We start from the raw sequence: 20,902 nt of genomic DNA on the forward strand, positions 1-20,902 counted from the left end.
CGGTTTTATCAACGGGTGCCCACTTTAGCCGGATTTATAAAGCGCCCGCAAGCCGGAACAAATCAGCGCTTAAGTTGTAATTATGACACACTTTTTACCCTTACGTCCAGTCATTATTTCACAAAAAACCCGTGATTCCACTGGAAAACCCTTGATTATTGGCACTTAACCGCGTATAGGTGTTAAAAACCGCGTATAGGTGTTAAAAAAAGTTCCCCACAAGAAAAGATTCTGACTGATAATGAGGGCGTGATCGGATTGTTGCCTGAGTGAGTTATTGATTTCTTTAGGAACACCATCGCTTTATCTATTTCTTTTTTAGTTCCTGGAGTGTTTCTCAAATGGGTAACAAATTATATGTAGGCAATCTGACCTACTCTATGCGTGACGAAGACCTGCAACAAGCGTTTGCTGAATTTGGCACCGTTTCTTCTGCCAAAGTCATGATGGACCGCGATTCCGGTCGTTCCAAAGGTTTCGGCTTTGTCGAAATGAGCAATGACAGCGAAGCACAGGCCGCCATCAATGGTCTGAATGGTCGTCCAGTTAATGGTCGCAACCTGGTTGTGAACGAAGCCCGTCCGCGTGAGCCACGTCCTGCAGGCGGTGGCCGTGGTGGTTTCGGCGGCGGTGGCCGTGGCGGTAGCGGCGGCTTTGGTGGCCGTGGCAACGGCGGTGGTCGTGAAGGTGGTTTTTATTAATCCCTCATTGAAAGCCTGACCGCTTTAAAAAGAAAAGCCATCTGCATTGATGGCTTTTTTTATTGTTTACTCTGGCGCTGCTTGCGCTCGCGCCCAATGAACAAGCGGTCAAACAGCCAGTTTGGCATCAGCCGCATGACTTTGGCCACAATGCCCATCTGCCAGGGAATTACGGCATATGACTTATTGCGCTCAATTGCACGCATGGCTCTGCGCGCAAATTCCTGTGCAGAAAGCAAAAAGGGCATTGCATAGCGGTTATGCTTCGTCAGCGGCGTTGCCACATAGCCTGGCAATACCGTCAGCACACGCACACCATGTTTGCCCGTGGCTTCGCGCATTTCAAGCCGTAAGCTTTCACAATAACTGATAACGGCCGCCTTGCTTGAGCAATAGGCCCCATGGCCGGCCAGCCCCCGAATGCCTGCCACACTGGCAATACCCACCAGCTTGCCGCTGGCGCGTTGCTTCATCAGATGGATAAATGGCTGAAACGTTGCCATCATCCCGATGTTATTCGTTTCATACACGCGGCGCATCACTTCAATATCCTCCGGTTCTGCCGTATCAATACCGATACTGATACCCGCCGCGGCGATCACAACGTCCGGAAGACCTTTTTCCTCAATACAACGCTGGCCTGCAAGGGTAATCGCGCCAATGTCCGTGACATCGGCTGCATAAATGGTGTAAGACGCCGGGTTGAGTTGCTGCGTTTCACACCATTGCTGCAACTCGGTAACCCGCCTGGCCACCATGACAACGTGCCAGCCTGCTTGCACATAGCCGTGTGCCAATGCCTGGCCGATGCCGCTGGATGCACCGGTAATAAAAACAATTTCTTGACTCATGGCCGGTTCACCACCACACCACGCACATCCCCCAGCATCTCCAGCGTATTGGCAGCGTTATGATAAATCATCCGGTCTGCAATGAAACGTGTTCCATCCTGCGTAATATCGACCGGCTTATTGGAAACCATGCGGTCTTCACTGACCAGAATTCTCAGTTCATCGCCCCGGAATTCAACCTTTTCAGCATCCCCCTGGGCGTCCAATGGCTGCCGGGTCACATAGGCGTTATCGCGCAGTTCAATGATTTCATTGTTATTTAAAAGAAACCCCTTGTCTGCAATTGCCGTCGTCCGGTAAAACTCCAGCCCGGGTGTGCCCAGCACCGGCTGTGCCTGTTGCTCGTCCGTGCCGATTTCTGTGGTCATCATGTTGACTTGATCAACGGCAATGCGATTGGCTGCCGGATAACGCCTGACTTGATCGCCCGTCATCCAGGAGCGCAACGCGCCGCTGGCATCAAAACGTTCCGCCATGAATTCATCCACAATGTAATCCGGCTCCTGCCTGGCCTCAACCGCTTCAACCACTTCTGGCGCAGCCGGTGTAATCTCCACCAGCCACCAGGTCGCTGCTGCAAGCAGTGCCATCACAATAACAGGCACATAAGTCAGCATCCAGTCAAGCACAAAAAAAACCGTCTTACGCATGATCCCGCCTTACACTTCCGGCTTTACCCATTGTCGATAAAAACGATCGTAACAACCACCCGCCAATAACAAAACATCGCAAAACTCACGCAACGCGCCATGGCCTCCGGCCACCTGCGTCACATAATGCACCATTGCTTTCACTTCCGCATGCGCATTCAGTGGCGCCGCCGCAAATGCCGCACGTGTTAGCAAAGGCAGATCAGGCCAGTCATCGCCAATTGCGGCAATCTGGCCCCAGTTCAAGTCCAGCTCTTTCATGACCTGCTGCGCCACTTGCAGTTTATCTTCAACGCCATAATACGCATGCACAACCCCCAGGTTAGCCAGCCGCAGGCGCAATGCCGTGGTGTCTCTTCCTGTAATGACAACCGGTTCGATTCCTGCTTGCTGCAGCATTTTCAATCCGAACCCATCCAGGGTATGAAAAACCTTGAGCGTTTCACCGGTTTCGGAAAAATAGATGCCGCCATCCGTGAAAACGCCATCCACATCCAGCAATGCCGCACGAATACCTTGTTCGCTCTGGCCCTGGGCCTGTAATAAAACCTCTGGGTCAAACTGCAACACCGGATATTGGCTGGTAGGCATATATTAACTTTCTGGTTACCGGGCGCGTACGCCCATTTAAATGACTTTGGCGCGCATCAGATCGTGGGTATTCACCACACCAACCAGTTGCCCCTGTGGGTTGACCACCAGCACCTGCGAGATGGCACGCTTTTCCATCAGTTCGGCGGCCTGTACCGCCAGTGCGTCTTCAGCCACCGTCTGCGGATTTGCTGTCATGATATCACTTGCCTTCAAGTTACTCAGATGTTCTGTTGAATTCAGCTTTTCCAGCAGCCGGCGCAAGTCACCGTCGGTAAAGATCCCCTGAACATGGTGCTGCTCGTCTGTTATCGCGGTCATCCCCAGGCCCTTTTTGGTCATCTGCAGCATGACTTCTGAGAAGCCTGCCTGAGGAAATACAATCGGTGTTTCCTCCATCGGGCGCATTACATCGCGCACATGGGTCAATAACCTGCGCCCCAATGCGCCCCCGGGATGTGAGCGCGCAAAGTCCTCTGCCTTGAATCCATGCGCATCCAATAATGCCATGGCCAGCGCATCGCCCAAAACCATCTGGACTGTAGTGCTGGCAGTCGGTGCCAGATTCAAAGGACAAGCTTCCTTCTTGACGCTGGCATCAATCACCACATCGGCAAATCTGGCCAGAGTCGAATGCACATTCCCGGTCATTGCAATCAAAGAAGCGCCCAAGCGCTTAATCACCGGCAGAATGGCCGTAAGCTCCTCGCTTTCCCCAGAATTGGAAATCCCCAGGACCACATCCTGCGCCGTAATCATTCCCAGATCGCCATGGCTGGCTTCTGCCGGATGTACAAACAATGAAGGAACTCCCGTTGACGCCAGAGTGGCGGCAATTTTGCGCCCGACATGGCCGCTTTTACCCATGCCCGAAACAACAACATGGCCCTTAGAATTCAAAATCAAACGTACCGCATCTACAAACGACTCTCCCAGTTGTGCTTTCAAGTGGCTTACCGCGTCTTCTTCAATCTGCACCGTTTCGCGTGCACATGACAAAATGCGATCATGGTCAATGTGAATCATTTCAACCTTCTCTCTGCTACTGCATTAAAACTGTCTGTGATTTGTATCCATTTCATTTGCCAATGCAGAACTGGCTAAAAATCACCCCCAACAGATCGTCGGCACTGAATGCCCCGGTGATTTCTCCTAACGCCTGTTGTGCCAGCCTCAACTCTTCTGCAATCAGCTCCAGTTCTTTGATTTCGCTGTTTAACAGCGCCTGTGCCTGTACAACATGTTCCTTCGTCTGCCGCAATGCCTGCACATGCCGTTCGCGGGCCATGAAAACGCCGTCAGGCACGGCCTGCCAACCGGCAATCTGTAACAATTTCTGCCGCAATGTATCCAGCCCGGCGCCTGTTTTTGCTGAAATTGAAATTTCTGCGCCCGATAAAGGCAATGCCAGATCATGGATATCTGTCAGATCACATTTATTGTAAACCTCCAGCATGGTTACCTGGGTGCCTACCAATTTCGCAATTTGTTGATGCAGTTCCTTCTCTAATGCTGCATATGCCGCATCTGCGGTACGCGAGGCATCGTGAAGAAAAATGACGGCATCAGCACGTGCAATTTCCTGCCAGGCACGGTCTACGCCGATTCGCTCAACTTCATCCTGTGTTTCGCGCAAACCGGCCGTGTCAATCACATGAATCGGCACACCGTTAATCTGTATGGTTTGAGTCACCTTATCGCGCGTGGTTCCGGCCACCGGCGTCACAATGGCAACATCCACACCGGAAATGGCATTCAGCAAAGAGCTTTTGCCCGCGTTCGGCTGCCCGGCAATCACAACAACCATTCCCTCTCTGAGCAAGGCCCCCTGCTTGGCGTTTTTCAACAGGTTTTCCAACTCAGACAGAATGCGCGCCGTCTGACCCGCAGCGTCATCCCGCTGTAAAAAGTCAATATCCTCTTCAGGAAAATCCAATGTGGCTTCCACCAGCATGCGCAGGGCAATCAATGCTTCCAGCAAGGTCTGAATCCCGCGGGAGAATACACCTTCTATAGAACGGCTGGCAGAGCGCGCCGCCATTTCCGTCGTGGCATTAATCAAATCGGAAACCGCTTCTGCCTGTACCAGATCCAGCTTGTCATTTAAAAAAGCCCGTTCAGTAAACTCGCCCGGCCTGGCCAGTCGCAATTGGGGTAAAACGTGCTGTCCTTCCGACGTTACCGATGCAGCAAGCTCCAAACAGCGCTGCTGTAGCAGTTGTAAAACAACCGGGCCGCCATGGGCCTGCAGCTCCAGCACATCCTCCCCCGTATAGGAATGGGGTGCTGGAAAGTAAATAGCCAATCCTTGATCAATCGGATCGCCATTCGCTGCGTTAAACGGCAGCAGCGTTGCAACGCGTGCAGGAAGTTGTACCCCCAAGAAAGCATTCATAAATGCCTTCAAATCCGGACCCGAAAGGCGCACAATGCCCACAGCGCCTCTTCCTGGCGCTGTTGCAATGGCAATAATAGGATCTTTCCGGTCGTTAAGCATCAGTTCAACCTAACAAAACAAACTTCCAATTCGGCATGTTTTACCTAAGGCGTGTTAACCCGCCCACAATCTAAAACAAAACCGCCCGTTCTGTTGCATACAGAAAGCGGGCGGTTATCGGGATAACGGCTATAAACGTCCTATTTCCGTGTCACACCCAGACGCTTATTGATAAACCACTGCTGTGCAATCGACAGAATATTGTTTGTCACCCAGTACAGCACCAGCCCGGACGGGAACATGAAGAACATGACAGAGAACACCATCGGCATGATCCACATCATCTTGGCCTGCATCGGGTCAGGCGGCGTCGGATTCAGCCAGGTCTGGAACAACGTGGAAGCTGTCATGATGATCGGCAGAATATAGTACGGGTCTTTTACCGACAAATCTGTAATCCAGCCAATCCACGGCGCATTGCGCATTTCCACCGAGGACAGCAGAACCCAATACAGCGCGATAAATACCGGAATCTGCACCAGAATCGGCAGACACCCGCCCAGAGGATTGATTTTTTCCTCCCGGTAAATACGCATCATTTCCTGCTGCATCTGCTGCGGTTTATCCTTATAACGTTCCCGCATTTCCTGTACGCGCGGCGCAACTGCCTTCATCTTGGCCATGCTGCGATACGCACTTGCATTCAGCCAGAAGAATGCCGCTTTGATCAGCACCACCAGCGCCACAATCGCCCAGCCCCAGTTATTCAAAAGACTGTGCAGCATGTTCAGCAGCCAGAACAGCGGCTTGGAGAAAATCTTGAACATACCGTAGTCTTTAACCAGATCCAGCCCCGGTGCCAGTTTTTCCAGCACGGTTTCATTTTGCGGCCCGGTGTAAAGTTTGGCTTCCGAGGTCAGGCTTTCACCTGGGGCCAACGTCTTCAATGGCGCAATCATACCGATTGCAACCCGGTTATTACCCAGGGAGCGTGTGTAATAAGTCCGCAGCGTTCCTTCAGGCAGCAGCCAGGCCGTGACAAAATAATGCTGCACCATACCGACCCAGCCATTATCGGTCTGGGCATTCAACGGCTTCTTGCCTTCGACAATGTCAGAAAATGCCACTTTATTGTATTTGTCATCCTGCGTATAGTATGCCGGGCCTGTGAATGTATGCCAGAACATGGAGCCACCTGGCAGGGCATCGCTGTTGCGAACCAGTTGCAGATACAGTTCCGGCGTCACCGGCACGGCACCTGTATTAACTACCTCTGTTCGCATATTGATAACATAGCTATCGCGCGTGAATTCAAACGTTTTAACAACCTGCACACCATTGACCGCATCCGACTGGAACCTCACCGTCAGCGTATTTTGTCCCTCGGCCATTTCCAGCGGCCCCGCCACCAGATGCATCAGCGTATTGTGTGTTGGAAATGCTTCGCCGCCACCGGCATTGATAATACCTGTCTGCGCTTCATAAGCGTATGCGGGGCTTAACAGCCGGAACGGTTGCTCTTTATCCTCCTGATCAGCAAACCTCAACAGACTTAAATCTGTTATTCTGGCGCCGGCCGTATCAAAAGTTAAGCGGTAAACATCCGTGGTAACAACCACTTTTTCAGCAGAACTGTCCTGTCCTGCAACAGGCATGGCGACATTATCAGATCCTGCCGGTTGAACACCGGAAGCGGTCGGCACATCCTGATCTGCATTTTGAGCAGCGGAACCATTATTTGCCGCTTGTTGCTCTGTTGTCGTCGACCCACCCGGGAAAAAAGTTTTCGGCCTGCCGTTATAAACCTGCCATTGGTCCCACAATAAAATCAGCGAAAAAACAAAAATGACCCATAGCAGGGTACGACGCAGATCATTCATGTGGAACCTTTATATGAGAAGAGTCAGTTTCAGCTGTTGACGTAGCTGCTGATTTTATGCGTTGTGAAGAAGACGGTGTTAACAGTCGTGTAAATAAACCGCCAGGATCCAGATTCAACGTATCAGGGACCGGGTCACACCCACCCTGGCACCAGGGATGGCAACGCAGCAACCGGTTGGTTATCAGCAAAGAACCTTTCGCGGCCCCATGTTTTTCCAGTGCCTGCAACCCGTATTGAGAACAAGTCGGCTCAAACCGACAACTGGCCCCCAGCCACGGGCTTAGAAGTAAACGATAGCCTTTTATCAAGGTCATTAACAGCCACTTCATCAGCAGGACACTCCTTTAATCAGGACCTGTTCAGATGGATACGAATGTTCCTTAGACCAACGCTGCTGCGCCTGTGCCAATAGATGCTGAATTTCCTGCCTGACATGCTGCTTCAATGCAGGTGATGAAGCGCTGTTCCATTGGCCTGAGTCCAGCGAACGGCGTAACCGGATAATCCAGTCTCCCGCAGGCAGATCTGCTGCCGCGAGCGCAAATTGCGCCCGACACTGTCTTTTCACCAAAGAGCGTGTAACAGCGCGTTTTGCCCACCGCTTGGGAATAATCAATCCCAATCTGGAGCCCTGAAAAAACAAATTATCCACAGACTGAAGCTTTTCCTGCTGCGGCTCTGTAGATAACTTGCTGGCCCCATAGTGCAATACAAAATAAAAATTGCTGATACTGACTGATTGCTGCAACACCGCTTCAAATTGAGCATGTGTTTGCAGCCTGGCAACTTTCACCTGAACTTGAGGCGCGGAGGTCATTCAGCAACCGCTTTCTTACCGTAAGCAGTTGGAATAAATACCGTTACACTGCCAGGCGTTTACGGCCCTTGGCTCGGCGTGCACGGATAACAGCGCGTCCACCGCGTGTTTTCATACGAACCAAGAATCCATGCGTACGCGCACGACGTGTTTTAGAAGGTTGATAGGTACGTTTCATGATTTTTACCTGATAAATACTTAAAAATCAAATAGTTAAACATCTGATTTTTTAACCGCGAACAAATTGATGAAAAATTCACCAGCCCATTTGAAAACGTTTTAAGCATCCATATCCCTGTACTGTCGTTCAGCTTTGCAGCTGTTTCACATACAGGCATACTGTGCCGTTATGGGTTATTTCAATCCGTATCAAATCACCCACAATACTGCCAAAACGGCTTTTCTCCGCTCACCTTATAAACGAAAGCAAGCTGAATCCTATTTTCACAAAATGCAGAACCCTTTATTACAGCAAATTTTTTCTTTTTAGTCAATATAGTACGGCGATACCCTGTAAGCAGTCATTTGAAATGACCACTTAAGAAACTGTGGATAAGTTTTCTTAAAAAAGACTCAGCCGACTATAATGACCGTCTATATTGGGGAAATATCCACAGTCATGAAAGACACTCTCTGGCAAGCCTGCATGGCACAACTGGTCGCTCGCATACCAGAACAACAATTTAATACATGGCTTAAACCTTTGGCGCCTGCTGTCGTTGCGGAAGATCTGTCACATGCAACGCTGACTGTTGCCAACCGGTTTCAACTGGACTGGGTTCGCTCCCAGTACACAACGCACATTGAAGACATTTTGCAAGAGCTTTGCGGTCAGCCGGTCCGTTTGGAAGTTACCCTAGCTCAGCGCCAGCGGCCACAGGGCATTCAGCGCCAGCAAATGAACCAGTCCAGTGGATTACAAAAAATAGCCGTCCCGGCAGAAATTAATCCTGCCAGTCAGACACAGCAGGCACCAAAAGCAACGGCAGAGCACCTGCGCCATTTTTCTCATCTGAATCCTAACCTGACCTTTGAAAACCTAGTACCCGGGCGCGCCAACCAGATGGCACGTGCAGCAGCACTGCATGTTGCCCATGAACCTGGTGTGCTGTACAACCCGCTCTTTGTTTATGGCGGTGTCGGGCTGGGAAAAACACATTTGATGCATGCAGTCGGTAACCAGATGGTCTCCGACAATCCCAATGCACAGGTGTTGTACATCCATGCAGAGCAGTTTGTCAGCGATGTTGTCAAATCCTACCAACGCCGCACTTTTGACGAGTTTAAAGCCCGTTACCACAGCCTGGATCTGCTGCTGATTGATGATGTCCAGTTTTTTTCAGGCAAAGAAAGAACACAGGAAGAATTCTTTAATGCCTTTGAAGCGCTACTGACCAAAAAAGCGCACATCATCCTTACCAGTGATACCTATCCCAAAGGCATGAGCAATATTGATGAACGCCTGACTTCGCGCTTTGACTCAGGTCTCACGGTTGCACTTGAACCGCCTGAACTGGAAATGCGGGTTGCCATTCTGCTGAAAAAAGCCCAGACTGAAAACGCCCAGCTCAATGAAGATGTTGCTTTCTTTATTGCCAAAAATGTACGCTCCAATGTCCGGGAGCTGGAAGGCGCTTTGCGGAAAGTCTTGGCTTATTCCCGCTTCAACCAGAAAGAAATTTCGATACAACTGGCCCGTGACGCATTGAAAGACCTGTTATCTATCCAAAACAGACAGATTTCTGTTGAAAACATCCAAAAAACCGTGGCTGACTTTTACAAAATCAAAGTTGCCGACATGTATTCAAAGAAACGTCCGGCTTCCATCGCTAAACCACGCCAGATTGCCATGTACCTGGCCAAAGAACTGACACAAAAGAGCCTGCCTGAAATCGGCGAGCTCTTCGGCGGCAGAGACCATACAACCGTACTGCATGCCGTCAGAAAAATCACCTCGGAACGGCAACAACAATCTGAGCTCAACAAACAATTACACGTGCTGGAACAGACCCTCAAAGGCTGATCCATCTATTTCATGAAACATACCCAATGACAACCGGACAAAACCTCTTACAACAGACTGAAACAGTAGCTGTAAATTTATACAGGCAACCACTGGTACAAATCCTTAGAAAATGGGACAATACCCTGTTTGTGGAAAACTCTGTGCATCTTTCTGGCATAAGATCACAGTTGTTCACAGCTCAGGCAGATAATTCAAACTTGTTCATTATTTATCCGCTGTTCAACCATTCATTGTCAACAGACTTTGACTGCCATTAACTAATTGAAATTTAAATAAAAATTAGGCTTATCAACATTTATCTGGAAATGCTACTACTACAAACAGTATTTAAGAGGTTAATATGATTGTATTAAAGAACACGCAGGAAAAAGTGCTCGCTGCCTTACAGTCTGTTGCTGGCATCGTTGAAAGACGCAACACACTTCCTATTCTTGCGAACGTCATGTTCAACAAAGTCAATGAAGAAATTCGGTTGACCACCAGCGATCTGGAAATTCAGATCCAGACGACTGCCGACCTGGGTGGTGATCCGGGACAATATGCAACGACCGTTGCTGCGCGCAAGGTCATCGATATCCTGCGTTCCATGCCTGCTGATCAAATAGTGACACTGGAATCAGCAGAGGGAAGATTACTGCTGAAAAGCGGGAAAAGCCGTTTCACTTTGCAGACACTTCCGGCAGAAGATTTTCCGCTGGTTCAAAAAGCCAACGATTTCAGCCCTCAGTTTGCCATTCCGCAAAAGACGCTGAAAAATCTATTCAGCCGAGTCCATTTCGCAATGGCTGTCAATGACATCCGTTATTATCTGAATGGCATTTTGTTTGTGGTGCAGGGTAAAACGCTGACACTGGTTGCTACCGATGGCCACCGCCTTGCGCTGGACAAGGTAGAGCTTGATATTGAAATCCCGCACCAGCAGGTGATTCTGCCCCGTAAAACCGTGCTTGAACTGCAGCGGTTGCTGAACAATGACGGTGATGGTTTGATTGAGATCCAGTTTGCATCCAATCAGGCCCGCTTTACTTTTGGTTCGCTTGAATTTGTTACCAAACTGGTTGACGGGAAATTCCCCGATTACACCCGTGTGATTCCTCAAGGATATTCCAGCGTTGTCAGCATTGACAGGGTGCTTTTACTCAACAGCCTGCAGCGCGTGGCCATCATGACCAGTGACAAATTCAAAGGCGTACGTTTAACCTTTGAAAGTGGTACCTTACGCATTGCAGCCAATAATGCCGAGCAGGAAGAAGCGGTTGAAGAGCTGGATATTGACTACAGTGGTAACACCGTGGATATCGGCTTTAATGTCAGTTACCTGATTGATGTGCTTTCCAATATGAGCCAGGAACAGGTCAATATCTCTTTTGCAGATGCCAACAGCTCTGCATTACTCACGGTTCCTGGGGATGACAGCTTCATCTATGTTGTCATGCCCATGAGAATTTAAATGCATTGTCCGTGTTGTGCATTTAGCAGAGATAGGTAGTTTTCAGCACCGGAGCAGATGAAAAATCTGCGATGGTGCTCTTTGCCTGTTGGGCAAATGATTTAAATGAAAGAAATTCAATGAACAGTGCAGATCAGCAGGCTCATGATCCTTATAACCCAAAGGATCATCAGGCAGAAGAAGATTACGGCGCAGGCAATATCCAGATGCTGGAACCGCTGGAAGCTGTGCGTAAGCGTCCAGGAATGTACATCGGTGATGTGTCTGATGGAACGGGGCTGCATCATCTGCTGTTTGAAGTTGTTGACAATTCGGTTGATGAGGCACTTGCCGGATTTTGTGACCATATTGAAGTCGTCATCAATCAGGATGGTTCTATCTCGGTGTCTGATAATGGGCGCGGTATTCCTACAGCGGTCAAAATGGACGATAAGCATGAGCCCAAACGTTCTGCTTCTGAAATCGCGCTGACGGAACTTCATGCCGGCGGTAAATTCAACCAGAACAGCTATAAAGTGTCAGGTGGTTTGCACGGTGTGGGTGTGAGCTGCGTTAATGCTTTGTCCAAGGCATTGCGATTAACTGTACGCCGTGACGGAAAAGAATACCAGTTGGATTTTGAGCGTGGTCATTTAAAAGACCGTCTGATCGAAAATGTAGATGGCATTGAAATTTCGCCAATGAAAGTCATTGGCCCGACTGAAGGCCGAGGAACCGAAGTTCAGTTTTTGCCGGATGATGAGATTTTTTCCAATATAACGGATTTCAGTTTTGATATTCTGGCCCGGCGTTTTCGTGAACTGTCGTTTCTGAATAACGGATTAAAAATCCAGTTGATTGACCGGCGCACAGGTCGGGAAGAAATCTTCTCTTATCCGGGAGGTGTCAAAGGGTTTGTCGAATTTGCCAATCAGGGTAAATCGGTTTTGCATCCGCATATTCTGCACGTACTGGGTTCAAGGGCCAGTGACATCGGAACGGAAATCACAACCGAAGTGGCCATGCAGTGGAATGACAGCTATTCGGAATCTGTCTTGTGTTTTACCAACAATATTCCACAGCGTGATGGTGGTACCCATCTGACAGGGCTTCGTGCAGCCATGACGCGTGTCATCAACAAATACATTGAAGACAATGAATTTGCCAAAAAGGCCAAAGTGGAAGTCACTGGCGATGATATGCGCGAGGGGCTTTGCTGTGTACTTTCTGTCAAGTTGCCGGAACCGAAATTCAACAGCCAAACAAAAGATAAGCTTGTTTCAAGTGAAGTGCGCGGGCCGGTGGAAGACGTTGTGTCCAAGGGGCTGATGGACTATTTGCTGGAAAACCCCAATGATGCCAAGCTGATTTGCGGAAAAATTATCGAGGCGGCCCGAGCCCGTGAAGCAGCGCGCAAGGCACGTGAAATGACACGTCGTAAAGGCGTTCTGGATGGTTTGGGCTTACCTGGAAAACTGGCTGACTGTCAGGAAAAAGATCCTGCCTTATGCGAGATTTATATCGTTGAGGGAGACTCTGCCGGAGGATCTGCCAAACAAGGGCGGGACCGTAAATTCCAGGCTATCTTGCCACTGCGCGGCAAGATTCTCAACGTTGAAAAAGCACGTTATGAAAAACTTTTGTCCAGCGATGCGATATTGATGCTGATTACCGCTTTGGGAACCGGCATTGGACGCAATACCGGAACGGACGATTTCAATCCGGACAAATTGCGTTACCACCGTATCATCATCATGACTGACGCAGACGTTGATGGCGCCCACATCCGGACATTGCTGCTGACATTCTTTTATCGTCAGATGCCCGAACTGGTAGAACGCGGTCACATCTACATTGCTCAGCCTCCTTTGTATAAAGTCAAAGTAGGAAAGAGCGAACGGTATCTGAAAGACGATACGGAACTGGACGCTTTCATGCTGAAGGTTGCGTTGGATGGAGCAGAAGTTGCTACGGATGCCAACAATACCCAGATTTTGAAAGACGAAGCGCTGGCTGAACTGGCACGCCAGTATGTTCTGACAGAACGGATCATTAACCGCCTTGCAAACTGGATGGACGTTGAGGCGTTAAGAAGTATTGCGCACGGCGTTGAAATTAAACTTTCAACACAAGAAGAAGCACAAAACTCCGCCCAGGAGTTGAGCAGCGTTTTACACGAAGCACAGGTTGAGGTGATTGTTGATCCAAGAACAAGCCATTTGCAACTGGCCATCAAACGCCCACATCACGGCAATATACAAACCAGTGTCATCTCTGCTGATTTCGTTCACAGCCACGACTACGCATTTTTGAAAGAAATGGCCCAGGTCTTCCGTGGACTGATCAGAGAAGGCGCAGAAGTGCGCCGGGGTGAGGGTGAAAAGCAAAAGCGGCAGAAAGTGACGACATTTGCCCAGGCCATGCAATGGTTGCTGCAACAGGCAGAAAGTGCCGTATCACGTCAGCGCTACAAAGGGCTGGGCGAAATGAACGCCGAACAGTTGTGGGAAACCACCATGGATCCGGAAGATCGCCGTTTACTGCAGGTAGAAATTGAAGATGCCATCGAAGCGGACAAAGTATTTACCATGCTGATGGGTGATGATGTCGAACCACGCAGGGCATTCATTGAAAATAATGCGTTAAAGGTGACCAATCTGGATGCCTGATTTCTGTATCCAATTGTGATTCAAGCACAACATTACAAAGTAAACAGATTCATATCAATAATTTTTATATTTAACTTACAAAATCAGGTTAGGAGTTGGCATGTCCAAAAAGAACAGTTACACCTATGAAGAATTGATCAGGTGTGGGCAAGGAAAATTATTCGGTGAAGATTATGCCAGGCTGCCGGCTCCCAATATGCTGATGATGGACAGAATCGTTTCCATTACAGATACCGGCGGAAAGTATGGCAAAGGTGAAATTGTGGCCGAGCTCGATATCAAACCCGAGCAATGGTTTTTTCAATGCCACTTCATCGATGATCCGGTCATGCCGGGGTGTCTGGGGCTGGATGCCTTGTGGCAGTTGGTTGGTTTTTATCTGGCATGGAGCGGACATTTAGGCCGCGGAAGAGCACTCGGTGTAGGGGAAGTCAAATTTACAGGCCAGGTACTTCCGACAGCGAAAAAAGTAACCTATCACATCCATCTGAAACGGGTCATGAACCGTTCACTGGCACTGGCCATTGCCGATGGCACCATGAGCGTGGATGGAAAAGAAATTTACACGGCAGAAGGACTGCGTGTCGGGCTGTTTACATCGACGGATAATTTTTAATTATCAGAACACCGCGATACATAACGGCGCTTGTGCAAAAATGCAGGCGCCGTTTTTTATGCTTTAGCCTTATGGCACGGCATGATTGATTTTTGACAACGGCATATTGACATTAAAGTACTTGCACTCAATCTCTGTTGCACCCATGGCTTTTACGCGTTCAACATGCATCTGTGCATATTGCTGTGCTGTTGCTTCATCCTGGAACAGGTAAATACCACCACTTTCTTCTGTCTGCTGATTTTCTATCCAGAATTTAGAAATAAATCCAGGCTCGTGGTTAATGCTTTCCGCTAATGCTCTGGCGCTCTGAACAAGCGCTTCACCCATCATTTCTGCGGGCAAATGAAAATTAATTTGCAATAAAATCATAATTGAAAACGGGTCAAAAAAGTAAAAGAGAGTATTGTACTGTGCCGTAAAAAAAGCCGGCATTACCGGCACTTTAGAGAAAGTGCGGAGTTTAAAAAATTAACGATGTTTAAAATGAGAGCAGCTACCTGCACCTGACGCTAAGCACCCATGGCTGGTATATGATGAGGGTGTCTGTGGTGATTTTAATTTTCAGAGAATCGGCCTGTAATACGGGTTTGCCCATAAACCATGCCTGCGGCAAACAGACCTCAAAAAGCAAGGTAGGCGTTATATATAAAAATTCTGCCTGGCGTGGCCAATAGATGTGCTTTTATTCAAAATCCGGATAAGCGTTTAGACATTCTTTTCAATATCAACGCAAACAAGAGCCGGATACTTGTTCCAGGACAATACAATCATATAAGGGTGTTTGCGAACACGGGCTTTTGTTTTATTGGTGCCTTGCAGTTTGATTGGAACAGAGACGGTTAGCGCATCTCCATGCGACAGTTTTTTACGGGCGTTGCCGGCAAATGTGTTTGCAATTTCTCCGACAATGTCCAGTAAATTGTTGTCATCAAGGTTGACTTCTTGTTGCAGAAGCAAGATTTCACGCAGCATCTGTTTAGGCATGGAGACGATGATCTGTCCATCGTAGCTGCCCGAAAGCGTGACAATGCCATTGAACTCATAACCCTCAATATCAACGGTACCTAAAAATGCGGAAGTAATTTCGGGTTCACTCTGTACCGTTTTTTTGAAAAAATTCCGCACGGAATCCACAAAGAACTTGAGTTCTTCTTCGTTTAATGAATTAAGAATCATACAGATCCATCCTTCAGGTTACTTCGGAAACATCCAGAAGTGCAAGCATCAATTCTTCATCTGTGAAAGGTTTGGGTAAAAAACCGCAGGCCCCCAGTCGCAGTGCAACAATCGCGGTGGCTTTATCATCAAGCGCGCTGACCACCAGAATTTTAATGTCAGGATTAAGCTGGATCAGTCTGGAAATGGCTTCAATGCCATCCATTTGTGGCATGGTGAGATCCATGGTCACAACATCGGGAAACGCTTTGCGGGCAATCTGCAAAGCCTGCTGCCCGTCAGGAGCAAGTCCGACGATCTCAATGTTGGAATCCTTGTATTTACGCACAATGCGTAAAATCCGGCTTCGGATGGTATTGGAGTCATCAACGATCATTAAACGCATAAAGCTTCTCAAACGGAAAATGTGAGGGCAAATTCGGTATATAAACCGGGGCGAGAAGATACATTCAAATGTGGTTTGTTCAATTGATTGATATTGTTAACGACCAGATCAAGCCCGGAACCACGGCCAGCATGCATTGTGATATTTTTGGCCGTGGAAAAATCCGGTCTAAATATTTGCAAGGCAATTTCCTTATTGGACATGCCATCCAGTTCTTTCTGGTTGAACCAGCCAAGCTTTAACAGCTTTTGGCGGATGCGGTCAATTTGTAAGCCGGTACCATCGTCGCGCACACTTAAAGACCATCCGTTTGAATTAACGCGCTTGAGACGAATGTCAATGTTGCCCGCTTCGGGCTTTTGTCCTGCCGCGCGCTCTTCCGGTGTTTCCAGGCCATGGACAATGGCATTGCGAACCAGTTGTATCACGATTTCACGCACCAGCCGGGCGGTATCCATCGGTATGCAATCCCAGCCGTCGTCGCATGCAATGTTGAGTTGCGCATTTTTGTTGTGATCTTCAGATGCGTTGTTCACAAGACGGGTGAGCATCTTGTTGTCAAGAGGATTGATTGCCAGCGGGGAGTGTATGCGGGGGGAGGGTTCTTGCTCACTGTCGGTGTTAGTGCTGGTAGCGGCAGCGTCTAAGAAAAGTGTTTTTAATGTGGAAATGATACTTAACAGGTTGCCAAGCGGAATTGGCAGTGCAAGCAAAGACTCTCCAATCGGTTTGTTCTCGTGAACAATGTCTTTGATTTCTTTCAGCTCGGATTCAAATGTATGGGCCAATTCACAAACGCTGTCCAGATTCAGGGCAGAGGCATTTCCTTTAATCGCGTGAATGATTCGGGCGATTTCATCCAGGGTTGCAGCAAGTTTGGTTTGCGTTTTTGAATCCGATGTTTCGCGTAACAGGTCATTCACATATAACAGGCTTTTTTCCGTTTGCTCTATGAATGAACGCAACTCAACAGGGTCTGCTTCCATGGCTTTAAGCAACATGGAGAATTCTTTTTGTGAACGGTACCGTTCATCACGCAACTTGGCCTCGAGCTCCATTTGGTGGGTGATGTCCTGGATGGTTACAAGCAGGTGTTGCACTTCTTCGCTTTTTTTATCCATCACACGGCTGAAGCTGAATGCGAGGTAATGGCTTTTCTGAATCTGAAGTCTATTGGTGACCTGCACTTCAACTTCAGACAGCGGGTTGATGCTTCGCACCAGATGATCTTTGATATGGGGAGAGAGCAATAATTTGAGATATTCCTGCGCATCGTGCAGAACTTTGGTAGAAACACGGGGGGCCAATATCTCAAAAAAATCGTCACCGGGATTGATTTTTTGCCCGAACAAGGTACTGGCAGAGGCCGAGATTTGCGACCCGATCCGGCAAGAAGGCGTTACGAGGAAAAGCCCTTCCTGCACTGTATTGAGAATCTCGCGGTTTTCCGCGTTTACGATTTCGATGGCATCGTCAGACCTGCGTAACTGGTGAATGAATTTATATAAAATAAAAGCAAAGTTAAGCAGAGCGAGGATAATCCCGACAGTTTGCACCATGCGTAAGAAAGATGCCCGGTTTTCCGCCTGCAACTCCAGCGCGGTTGTCAGCTCGTTCATCAGGTGCAGCAACTGGGTGTTATGTTCCAGGGCATATGTCATGACCTGTTGTTCTTGCTCTGGTGTGGCCGTGTTTTCAAGTACAGGCTGCAACAGGCGATAGTAAGGCGCCCAGATTTCTGAGGCTTTTTGCAAAACACTTAAAGTCTGCGAGTCTTGAACGGCCTTCAAATACGTGGCTTGGCCATCACCTCCAGTGACGATTCCTCCAGACTGAAACGCCTGCAAGGTCGTGTCGAACATGGAGGTGGCTTCTTTAAGCTCAACCAAGTTGCGTTGAGAAGAGGTTTGCGGTTCTCCGCTGACGATCAGCAATGCTTTGATCGTGCGCTGGCTGAGCATTCGTTGCCGTCCTGCCAGGTTGATTCCCAAAGCATCTTCCTTGATTTGAAAAGATGTGTAGAAGTTAAGGATCAGAACCCCTAAATCAAACAGCAGAAAACAGGCAATGGCAATGATAATGGTCCGGTAGCGACCAGAGAGAATCGATCCTTTTCGGTTCTTTCCTGAGATTTTCCGGGTGGAGGAAGTGGATTGCTCAGCCATATTACTTACTCTTTCTGGCAGAACCTTTTTAAAACCCAAATAAGGTGCCACCTTGGTAAAAGCATTGAAATATTTCTAAAGAACCGGGATTTTTTGTCAATATATGACTTTTATATTGGCAAATGCTTGATTTTTATCAATCGTAAATGCGCGTATCAGTGCACAAAAATGGAGATTTCAGGAGTTAGATCAAGTTTTAAAACAATAAAGCCTAAACAGGCCGTGTGCCGTTATGCAGAGGTAGATTGAACAGTAGAAATTTGAAGAATACGGCAATAAAAAACAGCCACCTCGCGCTCCAACGCAAAGTGGCTTGCATGGATATGGCAGAGCTATTTGAAACGGCTAGCGATAGCTGTCCGGATTGGATAAATAGTTCTCAATGTAATCGGTGATACCGGCTTCCAATGAGCGGAAACTGACGTTTAGCCCGGCGGAACGGGCCTTGCCCATATCGGCTTCTGTATAGTACTGGTAGCGGCTTTTCAGCTCTTCGGGCATATCCTTAAAAGAGATTTCGACCGGTTTGCCAATGGTCTTTTCCATGGCTTTGACCAGATCGATGAATGAGCGGGCATTACCGGTCCCCATGTTAAAAATGCCGCTGACAGCAGGATGGTCCACAAACCAGAGTACGGCCTGGGAACAATCTTTGACATAGACAAAATCGCGTTTTTGCTGGCCGTCTTCGATATCCGGGCGATCCGATTTGAAAAGTTTGACTGCACCCCAGGTCTGGATGTCATCATAAAACTTGGTGATCACGCTGCGCATATCGCCTTTATGGTATTCGTTCGGGCCATAGACGTTAAAAAATTTCAGCCCGACCCATTGCGGAGGGGTTTTTCCATCCGCAATGCGCTGGGCAAAAATAAGGTCGGTCGCATTTTTGCTCCAGCCATAAGGGTTCAACGGCCGCAATTTGCTCAGCGCTTCAATAGAGTCGTCATCTTTCAGCAGGCTTTCCAGTGCGCCATAAGTTGCGGCAGAAGAAGCATAAATGAACGGGACTTTATGCTGGGTACACCAGTCCCACAACATCACAGAGTAGTTGATGTTGCGCTCGACCAGCAAATCAACATTTTTTTCCGTGGTTGCCGTAATGGCGCCCATGTGAATGATGGATTCGATCTTGGTTGCGTTGTTATCCAGAAATGAAAGGGTCTGCTCCGGTGCAACAAAGGCGGCAATGTTTCTTTTAACCAGATTGCGCCACTTGTTTTCTTCGCCAAACCAGTCGATAACAGCGATAGGACCTCTTCCGGCATCCTGCAGTTCTGCGACAATGTTTGATCCGATGAATCCGGCAGCACCAGTAACGATAATCATGGAAGTATCCGTTCGGTAAAAATATTTAAAAACCGGGCGCGGGCGTTTGTGCCAGCTGTCCCATGACCTGATCAACCGTGATGTTAAAAAGACGGTCTGATACCACGTAGTGCTGTATCGGGTCATGGTCCAGGGTCGGGCGAGGCCCCATGATAATATAGCACAGGCAGTCGCAGGCAGCGGCAATCTGACACAGCCCGGTATCGTTGCCAATACAGGCATCGGTGCATTTTACCGCGGCAGAGCTTTCCAGAATCGGCGTATCGGTAACGATTTCGACCTGGTGCTGGTGCGCCGCAGGAATCTGCTGCTGGATGGCGGTAGCCATTTCGTGGTCCATTTTACCGCCCAACAGCAGCACACCAAAGCCACGGGCCACGAGCGCCTGGGCCAGACGGGTGTAGTTTTCCACCCCCCATTGTTTAAAGTCTTCCGATGAGCCAATTGCCAGCGTGTAAAGCGGCCTAGGCAAGTGTGCCAGACGGCGGGCCATTTTTGCTTCCAGTTCCTGCGGAATGGTCATTTTCGGGATGATGGGCGCGTCACAAAAACCGTGGGCAATACAGAACGCGGTAGCGTCGTGGTATACAGGGTTGGATTTGCCCGCAAAACGCTCTATATAAGGAGGCTGATTCAGAAAAATGCGCTGGGTCCAGCGGTAGCCATAACCCAGGCGCTGTGGAATTCCGGCCCAACAAGCAATCAGCCCCCGGCTGGCCCGGCCGGAAAACAGCACGATGCGGTCAAACTCATGTCCTTTGAGGGTATTCACAATATTTTTCATGCGGCCCAGACGGTTCTTACGCGAATTATTCTTGTCCAGTGTGCGTGGCAGATGGTAGTAATCAATATACTCACTCACGCAGGTTTCGGGCGCCATGATCTGCCTGGCCAGGGTTGTCGGTGCGGCAACCAGAGCGACCTGATCATTCCGGCTGGTCTTGGCGACCGCACGAATATAGGGAATGTGCCAGATGAGGTCGCCAATCCCGGTTTGCTGGTGCAGCACGACGGTTTTGGGGCGCTGGTCTGATGTATGCTCAGCGGTTTGCTGTGAGGTCATATAAATTAAATCAAGTCAGTGACGGGAGTTCCCCGTCTTTAAATAAAAGTGGGTACAACACACGGTAGCCAGTCAGGTATGCCAACCTTGACTGCAGCATTATTTTAATCGG

General features: G+C 48.8%; 19 protein-coding genes, 1 pseudogene and 1 riboswitch. Of the genes and pseudogenes, 5 read left to right on the forward strand and 15 right to left on the reverse strand.

All coding sequences use genetic code 11. The annotated features are described in order from the left end of the window. Nucleotides 1-3: 3 nt before the first annotated feature. A riboswitch (SAM riboswitch) is annotated at nt 4-79 on the reverse strand. A 262-nt stretch (nt 80-341) separates the two neighbouring features. Then, nucleotides 342-692 (forward strand): annotated as a pseudogene (locus tag CUZ56_RS13880) (RNA recognition motif domain-containing protein); the annotation flags it as partial. A gap of 68 nt (nt 693-760) precedes the next feature. Here the strand turns inward: CUZ56_RS13880 and CUZ56_RS13885 are convergent. From CUZ56_RS13885 to rpmH, 9 genes are all read right to left on the reverse strand, one after another. Beyond that, nucleotides 761-1,552, reverse strand: a complete 792-nt coding sequence (locus CUZ56_RS13885) for an SDR family oxidoreductase (RefSeq protein ID WP_126981012.1) — start codon at nt 1,550-1,552, stop codon at nt 761-763. Then, complete coding sequence (gene lptC, locus CUZ56_RS13890) at nt 1,549-2,202, reverse strand: LPS export ABC transporter periplasmic protein LptC (protein ID WP_126981013.1); 654 nt, start codon at nt 2,200-2,202, stop codon at nt 1,549-1,551. Before lptC ends, CUZ56_RS13885 begins: the two co-directional genes overlap by 4 nt. Nucleotides 2,203-2,211: 9 nt before the next feature. Further along, complete coding sequence (locus CUZ56_RS13895; RefSeq protein ID WP_126981014.1) at nt 2,212-2,793, reverse strand: KdsC family phosphatase; 582 nt, start codon at nt 2,791-2,793, stop codon at nt 2,212-2,214. Nucleotides 2,794-2,829: 36 nt separating this feature from the next. Next, on the reverse strand, nt 2,830-3,819 hold the full coding sequence (locus CUZ56_RS13900) for a KpsF/GutQ family sugar-phosphate isomerase (RefSeq protein WP_126981015.1): 990 nt from the start codon (nt 3,817-3,819) through the stop codon (nt 2,830-2,832). Between the two features lie 52 nt (nt 3,820-3,871). Further along, a complete protein-coding gene (gene mnmE, locus CUZ56_RS13905; RefSeq protein ID WP_126981016.1) occupies nt 3,872-5,290 on the reverse strand; it encodes a tRNA uridine-5-carboxymethylaminomethyl(34) synthesis GTPase MnmE in 1,419 nt (472 codons plus the stop codon). Nucleotides 5,291-5,430: 140 nt separating this feature from the next. Further along, complete coding sequence (gene yidC, locus CUZ56_RS13910; protein WP_126981017.1) at nt 5,431-7,110, reverse strand: membrane protein insertase YidC; 1,680 nt, start codon at nt 7,108-7,110, stop codon at nt 5,431-5,433. Then, entirely contained in the window at nt 7,103-7,444 is a 342-nt protein-coding gene (gene yidD, locus CUZ56_RS13915) for a membrane protein insertion efficiency factor YidD (RefSeq protein WP_126981059.1), read from the reverse strand. Before yidD ends, yidC begins: the two co-directional genes overlap by 8 nt. Continuing rightward, complete coding sequence (gene rnpA, locus CUZ56_RS13920) at nt 7,441-7,929, reverse strand: ribonuclease P protein component (RefSeq protein ID WP_126981018.1); 489 nt, start codon at nt 7,927-7,929, stop codon at nt 7,441-7,443. Before rnpA ends, yidD begins: the two co-directional genes overlap by 4 nt. Before the next feature lie 43 nt (nt 7,930-7,972). Continuing rightward, nucleotides 7,973-8,107 (reverse strand): 50S ribosomal protein L34, encoded by a 135-nt coding sequence (gene rpmH, locus CUZ56_RS13925; protein WP_126981019.1) that lies wholly within the window; start codon nt 8,105-8,107, stop codon nt 7,973-7,975. A 408-nt stretch (nt 8,108-8,515) separates the two neighbouring features. On the opposite strand from rpmH, the gene dnaA reads away from it, so the two are divergent. The 4 genes from dnaA (at nt 8,516) to fabA (ending at nt 14,669) form a co-directional block, all read left to right on the forward strand. Beyond that, nucleotides 8,516-9,952 (forward strand): chromosomal replication initiator protein DnaA, encoded by a 1,437-nt coding sequence (gene dnaA, locus CUZ56_RS13930; RefSeq protein WP_126981020.1) that lies wholly within the window; start codon nt 8,516-8,518, stop codon nt 9,950-9,952. 343 nt (nt 9,953-10,295) lie between these two features. Further along, entirely contained in the window at nt 10,296-11,405 is a 1,110-nt protein-coding gene (gene dnaN / locus CUZ56_RS13935) for a DNA polymerase III subunit beta (protein WP_126981021.1), read from the forward strand. 119 nt (nt 11,406-11,524) lie between these two features. Then, on the forward strand, nt 11,525-14,053 hold the full coding sequence (gyrB, locus tag CUZ56_RS13940) for a DNA topoisomerase (ATP-hydrolyzing) subunit B (protein ID WP_126981022.1): 2,529 nt from the start codon (nt 11,525-11,527) through the stop codon (nt 14,051-14,053). Between the two features lie 100 nt (nt 14,054-14,153). Next, nucleotides 14,154-14,669 carry a 3-hydroxyacyl-[acyl-carrier-protein] dehydratase FabA gene (gene fabA / locus CUZ56_RS13945; protein ID WP_126981023.1) on the forward strand — a complete coding sequence of 172 codons (516 nt, stop codon included), beginning with the start codon at nt 14,154-14,156 and terminating at the stop codon, nt 14,667-14,669. A gap of 69 nt (nt 14,670-14,738) precedes the next feature. On the opposite strand, the gene CUZ56_RS13950 is transcribed toward fabA, so the two are convergent. The 6 genes from CUZ56_RS13950 to CUZ56_RS13975 all read right to left on the reverse strand — a co-directional run bounded on the left by CUZ56_RS13950 (nt 14,739) and on the right by CUZ56_RS13975 (nt 20,790). After that, nucleotides 14,739-15,104, reverse strand: a complete 366-nt coding sequence (locus CUZ56_RS13950) for a monooxygenase (RefSeq protein WP_239442544.1) — start codon at nt 15,102-15,104, stop codon at nt 14,739-14,741. 273 nt (nt 15,105-15,377) lie between these two features. Then, entirely contained in the window at nt 15,378-15,848 is a 471-nt protein-coding gene (locus tag CUZ56_RS13955; protein WP_126981024.1) for a chemotaxis protein CheX, read from the reverse strand. Nucleotides 15,849-15,861: 13 nt separating this feature from the next. Next, nucleotides 15,862-16,233 carry a response regulator transcription factor gene (locus tag CUZ56_RS13960; RefSeq protein WP_126981025.1) on the reverse strand — a complete coding sequence of 124 codons (372 nt, stop codon included), beginning with the start codon at nt 16,231-16,233 and terminating at the stop codon, nt 15,862-15,864. A gap of 8 nt (nt 16,234-16,241) precedes the next feature. After that, complete coding sequence (locus tag CUZ56_RS13965) at nt 16,242-18,398, reverse strand: type IV pili methyl-accepting chemotaxis transducer N-terminal domain-containing protein (protein ID WP_126981026.1); 2,157 nt, start codon at nt 18,396-18,398, stop codon at nt 16,242-16,244. Nucleotides 18,399-18,743: 345 nt separating this feature from the next. After that, on the reverse strand, nt 18,744-19,727 hold the full coding sequence (gene rfaD, locus CUZ56_RS13970) for an ADP-glyceromanno-heptose 6-epimerase (RefSeq protein ID WP_126981027.1): 984 nt from the start codon (nt 19,725-19,727) through the stop codon (nt 18,744-18,746). Between the two features lie 25 nt (nt 19,728-19,752). After that, on the reverse strand, nt 19,753-20,790 hold the full coding sequence (locus CUZ56_RS13975; RefSeq protein WP_126981028.1) for a glycosyltransferase family 9 protein: 1,038 nt from the start codon (nt 20,788-20,790) through the stop codon (nt 19,753-19,755). Nucleotides 20,791-20,902 lie beyond the last annotated feature (112 nt).

This window comes from Saezia sanguinis (assembly GCF_003991585.1).
Classification (GTDB): Bacteria; Pseudomonadota; Gammaproteobacteria; order Burkholderiales; family Burkholderiaceae_C; genus Saezia; species Saezia sanguinis.

Excerpts from the sequence above, each read along its gene's own strand:
- CUZ56_RS13885 (WP_126981012.1), bottom strand. The coding sequence starts at position 1,552 with ATGAGTCAAGAAATTGTTTTTATTACCGGTGCATCCAGCGGCATCGGC.
- lptC (WP_126981013.1), bottom strand. The coding sequence starts at position 2,202 with ATGCGTAAGACGGTTTTTTTTGTGCTTGACTGGATGCTGACTTATGTG.
- CUZ56_RS13895 (WP_126981014.1), bottom strand. The coding sequence starts at position 2,793 with ATGCCTACCAGCCAATATCCGGTGTTGCAGTTTGACCCAGAGGTTTTA.
- CUZ56_RS13900 (WP_126981015.1), bottom strand. The coding sequence starts at position 3,819 with ATGATTCACATTGACCATGATCGCATTTTGTCATGTGCACGCGAAACG.
- mnmE (WP_126981016.1), bottom strand. The coding sequence starts at position 5,290 with ATGCTTAACGACCGGAAAGATCCTATTATTGCCATTGCAACAGCGCCA.
- yidC (WP_126981017.1), bottom strand. The coding sequence starts at position 7,110 with ATGAATGATCTGCGTCGTACCCTGCTATGGGTCATTTTTGTTTTTTCG.
- rnpA (WP_126981018.1), bottom strand. The coding sequence starts at position 7,929 with ATGACCTCCGCGCCTCAAGTTCAGGTGAAAGTTGCCAGGCTGCAAACA.
- rpmH (WP_126981019.1), bottom strand. The coding sequence starts at position 8,107 with ATGAAACGTACCTATCAACCTTCTAAAACACGTCGTGCGCGTACGCAT.
- dnaA (WP_126981020.1), top strand. The coding sequence starts at position 8,516 with ATGACCGTCTATATTGGGGAAATATCCACAGTCATGAAAGACACTCTC.
- dnaN (WP_126981021.1), top strand. The coding sequence starts at position 10,296 with ATGATTGTATTAAAGAACACGCAGGAAAAAGTGCTCGCTGCCTTACAG.
- gyrB (WP_126981022.1), top strand. The coding sequence starts at position 11,525 with ATGAACAGTGCAGATCAGCAGGCTCATGATCCTTATAACCCAAAGGAT.
- fabA (WP_126981023.1), top strand. The coding sequence starts at position 14,154 with ATGTCCAAAAAGAACAGTTACACCTATGAAGAATTGATCAGGTGTGGG.
- CUZ56_RS13950 (WP_239442544.1), bottom strand. The coding sequence starts at position 15,104 with ATGCCGGCTTTTTTTACGGCACAGTACAATACTCTCTTTTACTTTTTT.
- CUZ56_RS13955 (WP_126981024.1), bottom strand. The coding sequence starts at position 15,848 with ATGATTCTTAATTCATTAAACGAAGAAGAACTCAAGTTCTTTGTGGAT.
- CUZ56_RS13960 (WP_126981025.1), bottom strand. The coding sequence starts at position 16,233 with ATGCGTTTAATGATCGTTGATGACTCCAATACCATCCGAAGCCGGATT.
- CUZ56_RS13965 (WP_126981026.1), bottom strand. The coding sequence starts at position 18,398 with ATGGCTGAGCAATCCACTTCCTCCACCCGGAAAATCTCAGGAAAGAAC.
- rfaD (WP_126981027.1), bottom strand. The coding sequence starts at position 19,727 with ATGATTATCGTTACTGGTGCTGCCGGATTCATCGGATCAAACATTGTC.
- CUZ56_RS13975 (WP_126981028.1), bottom strand. The coding sequence starts at position 20,790 with ATGACCTCACAGCAAACCGCTGAGCATACATCAGACCAGCGCCCCAAA.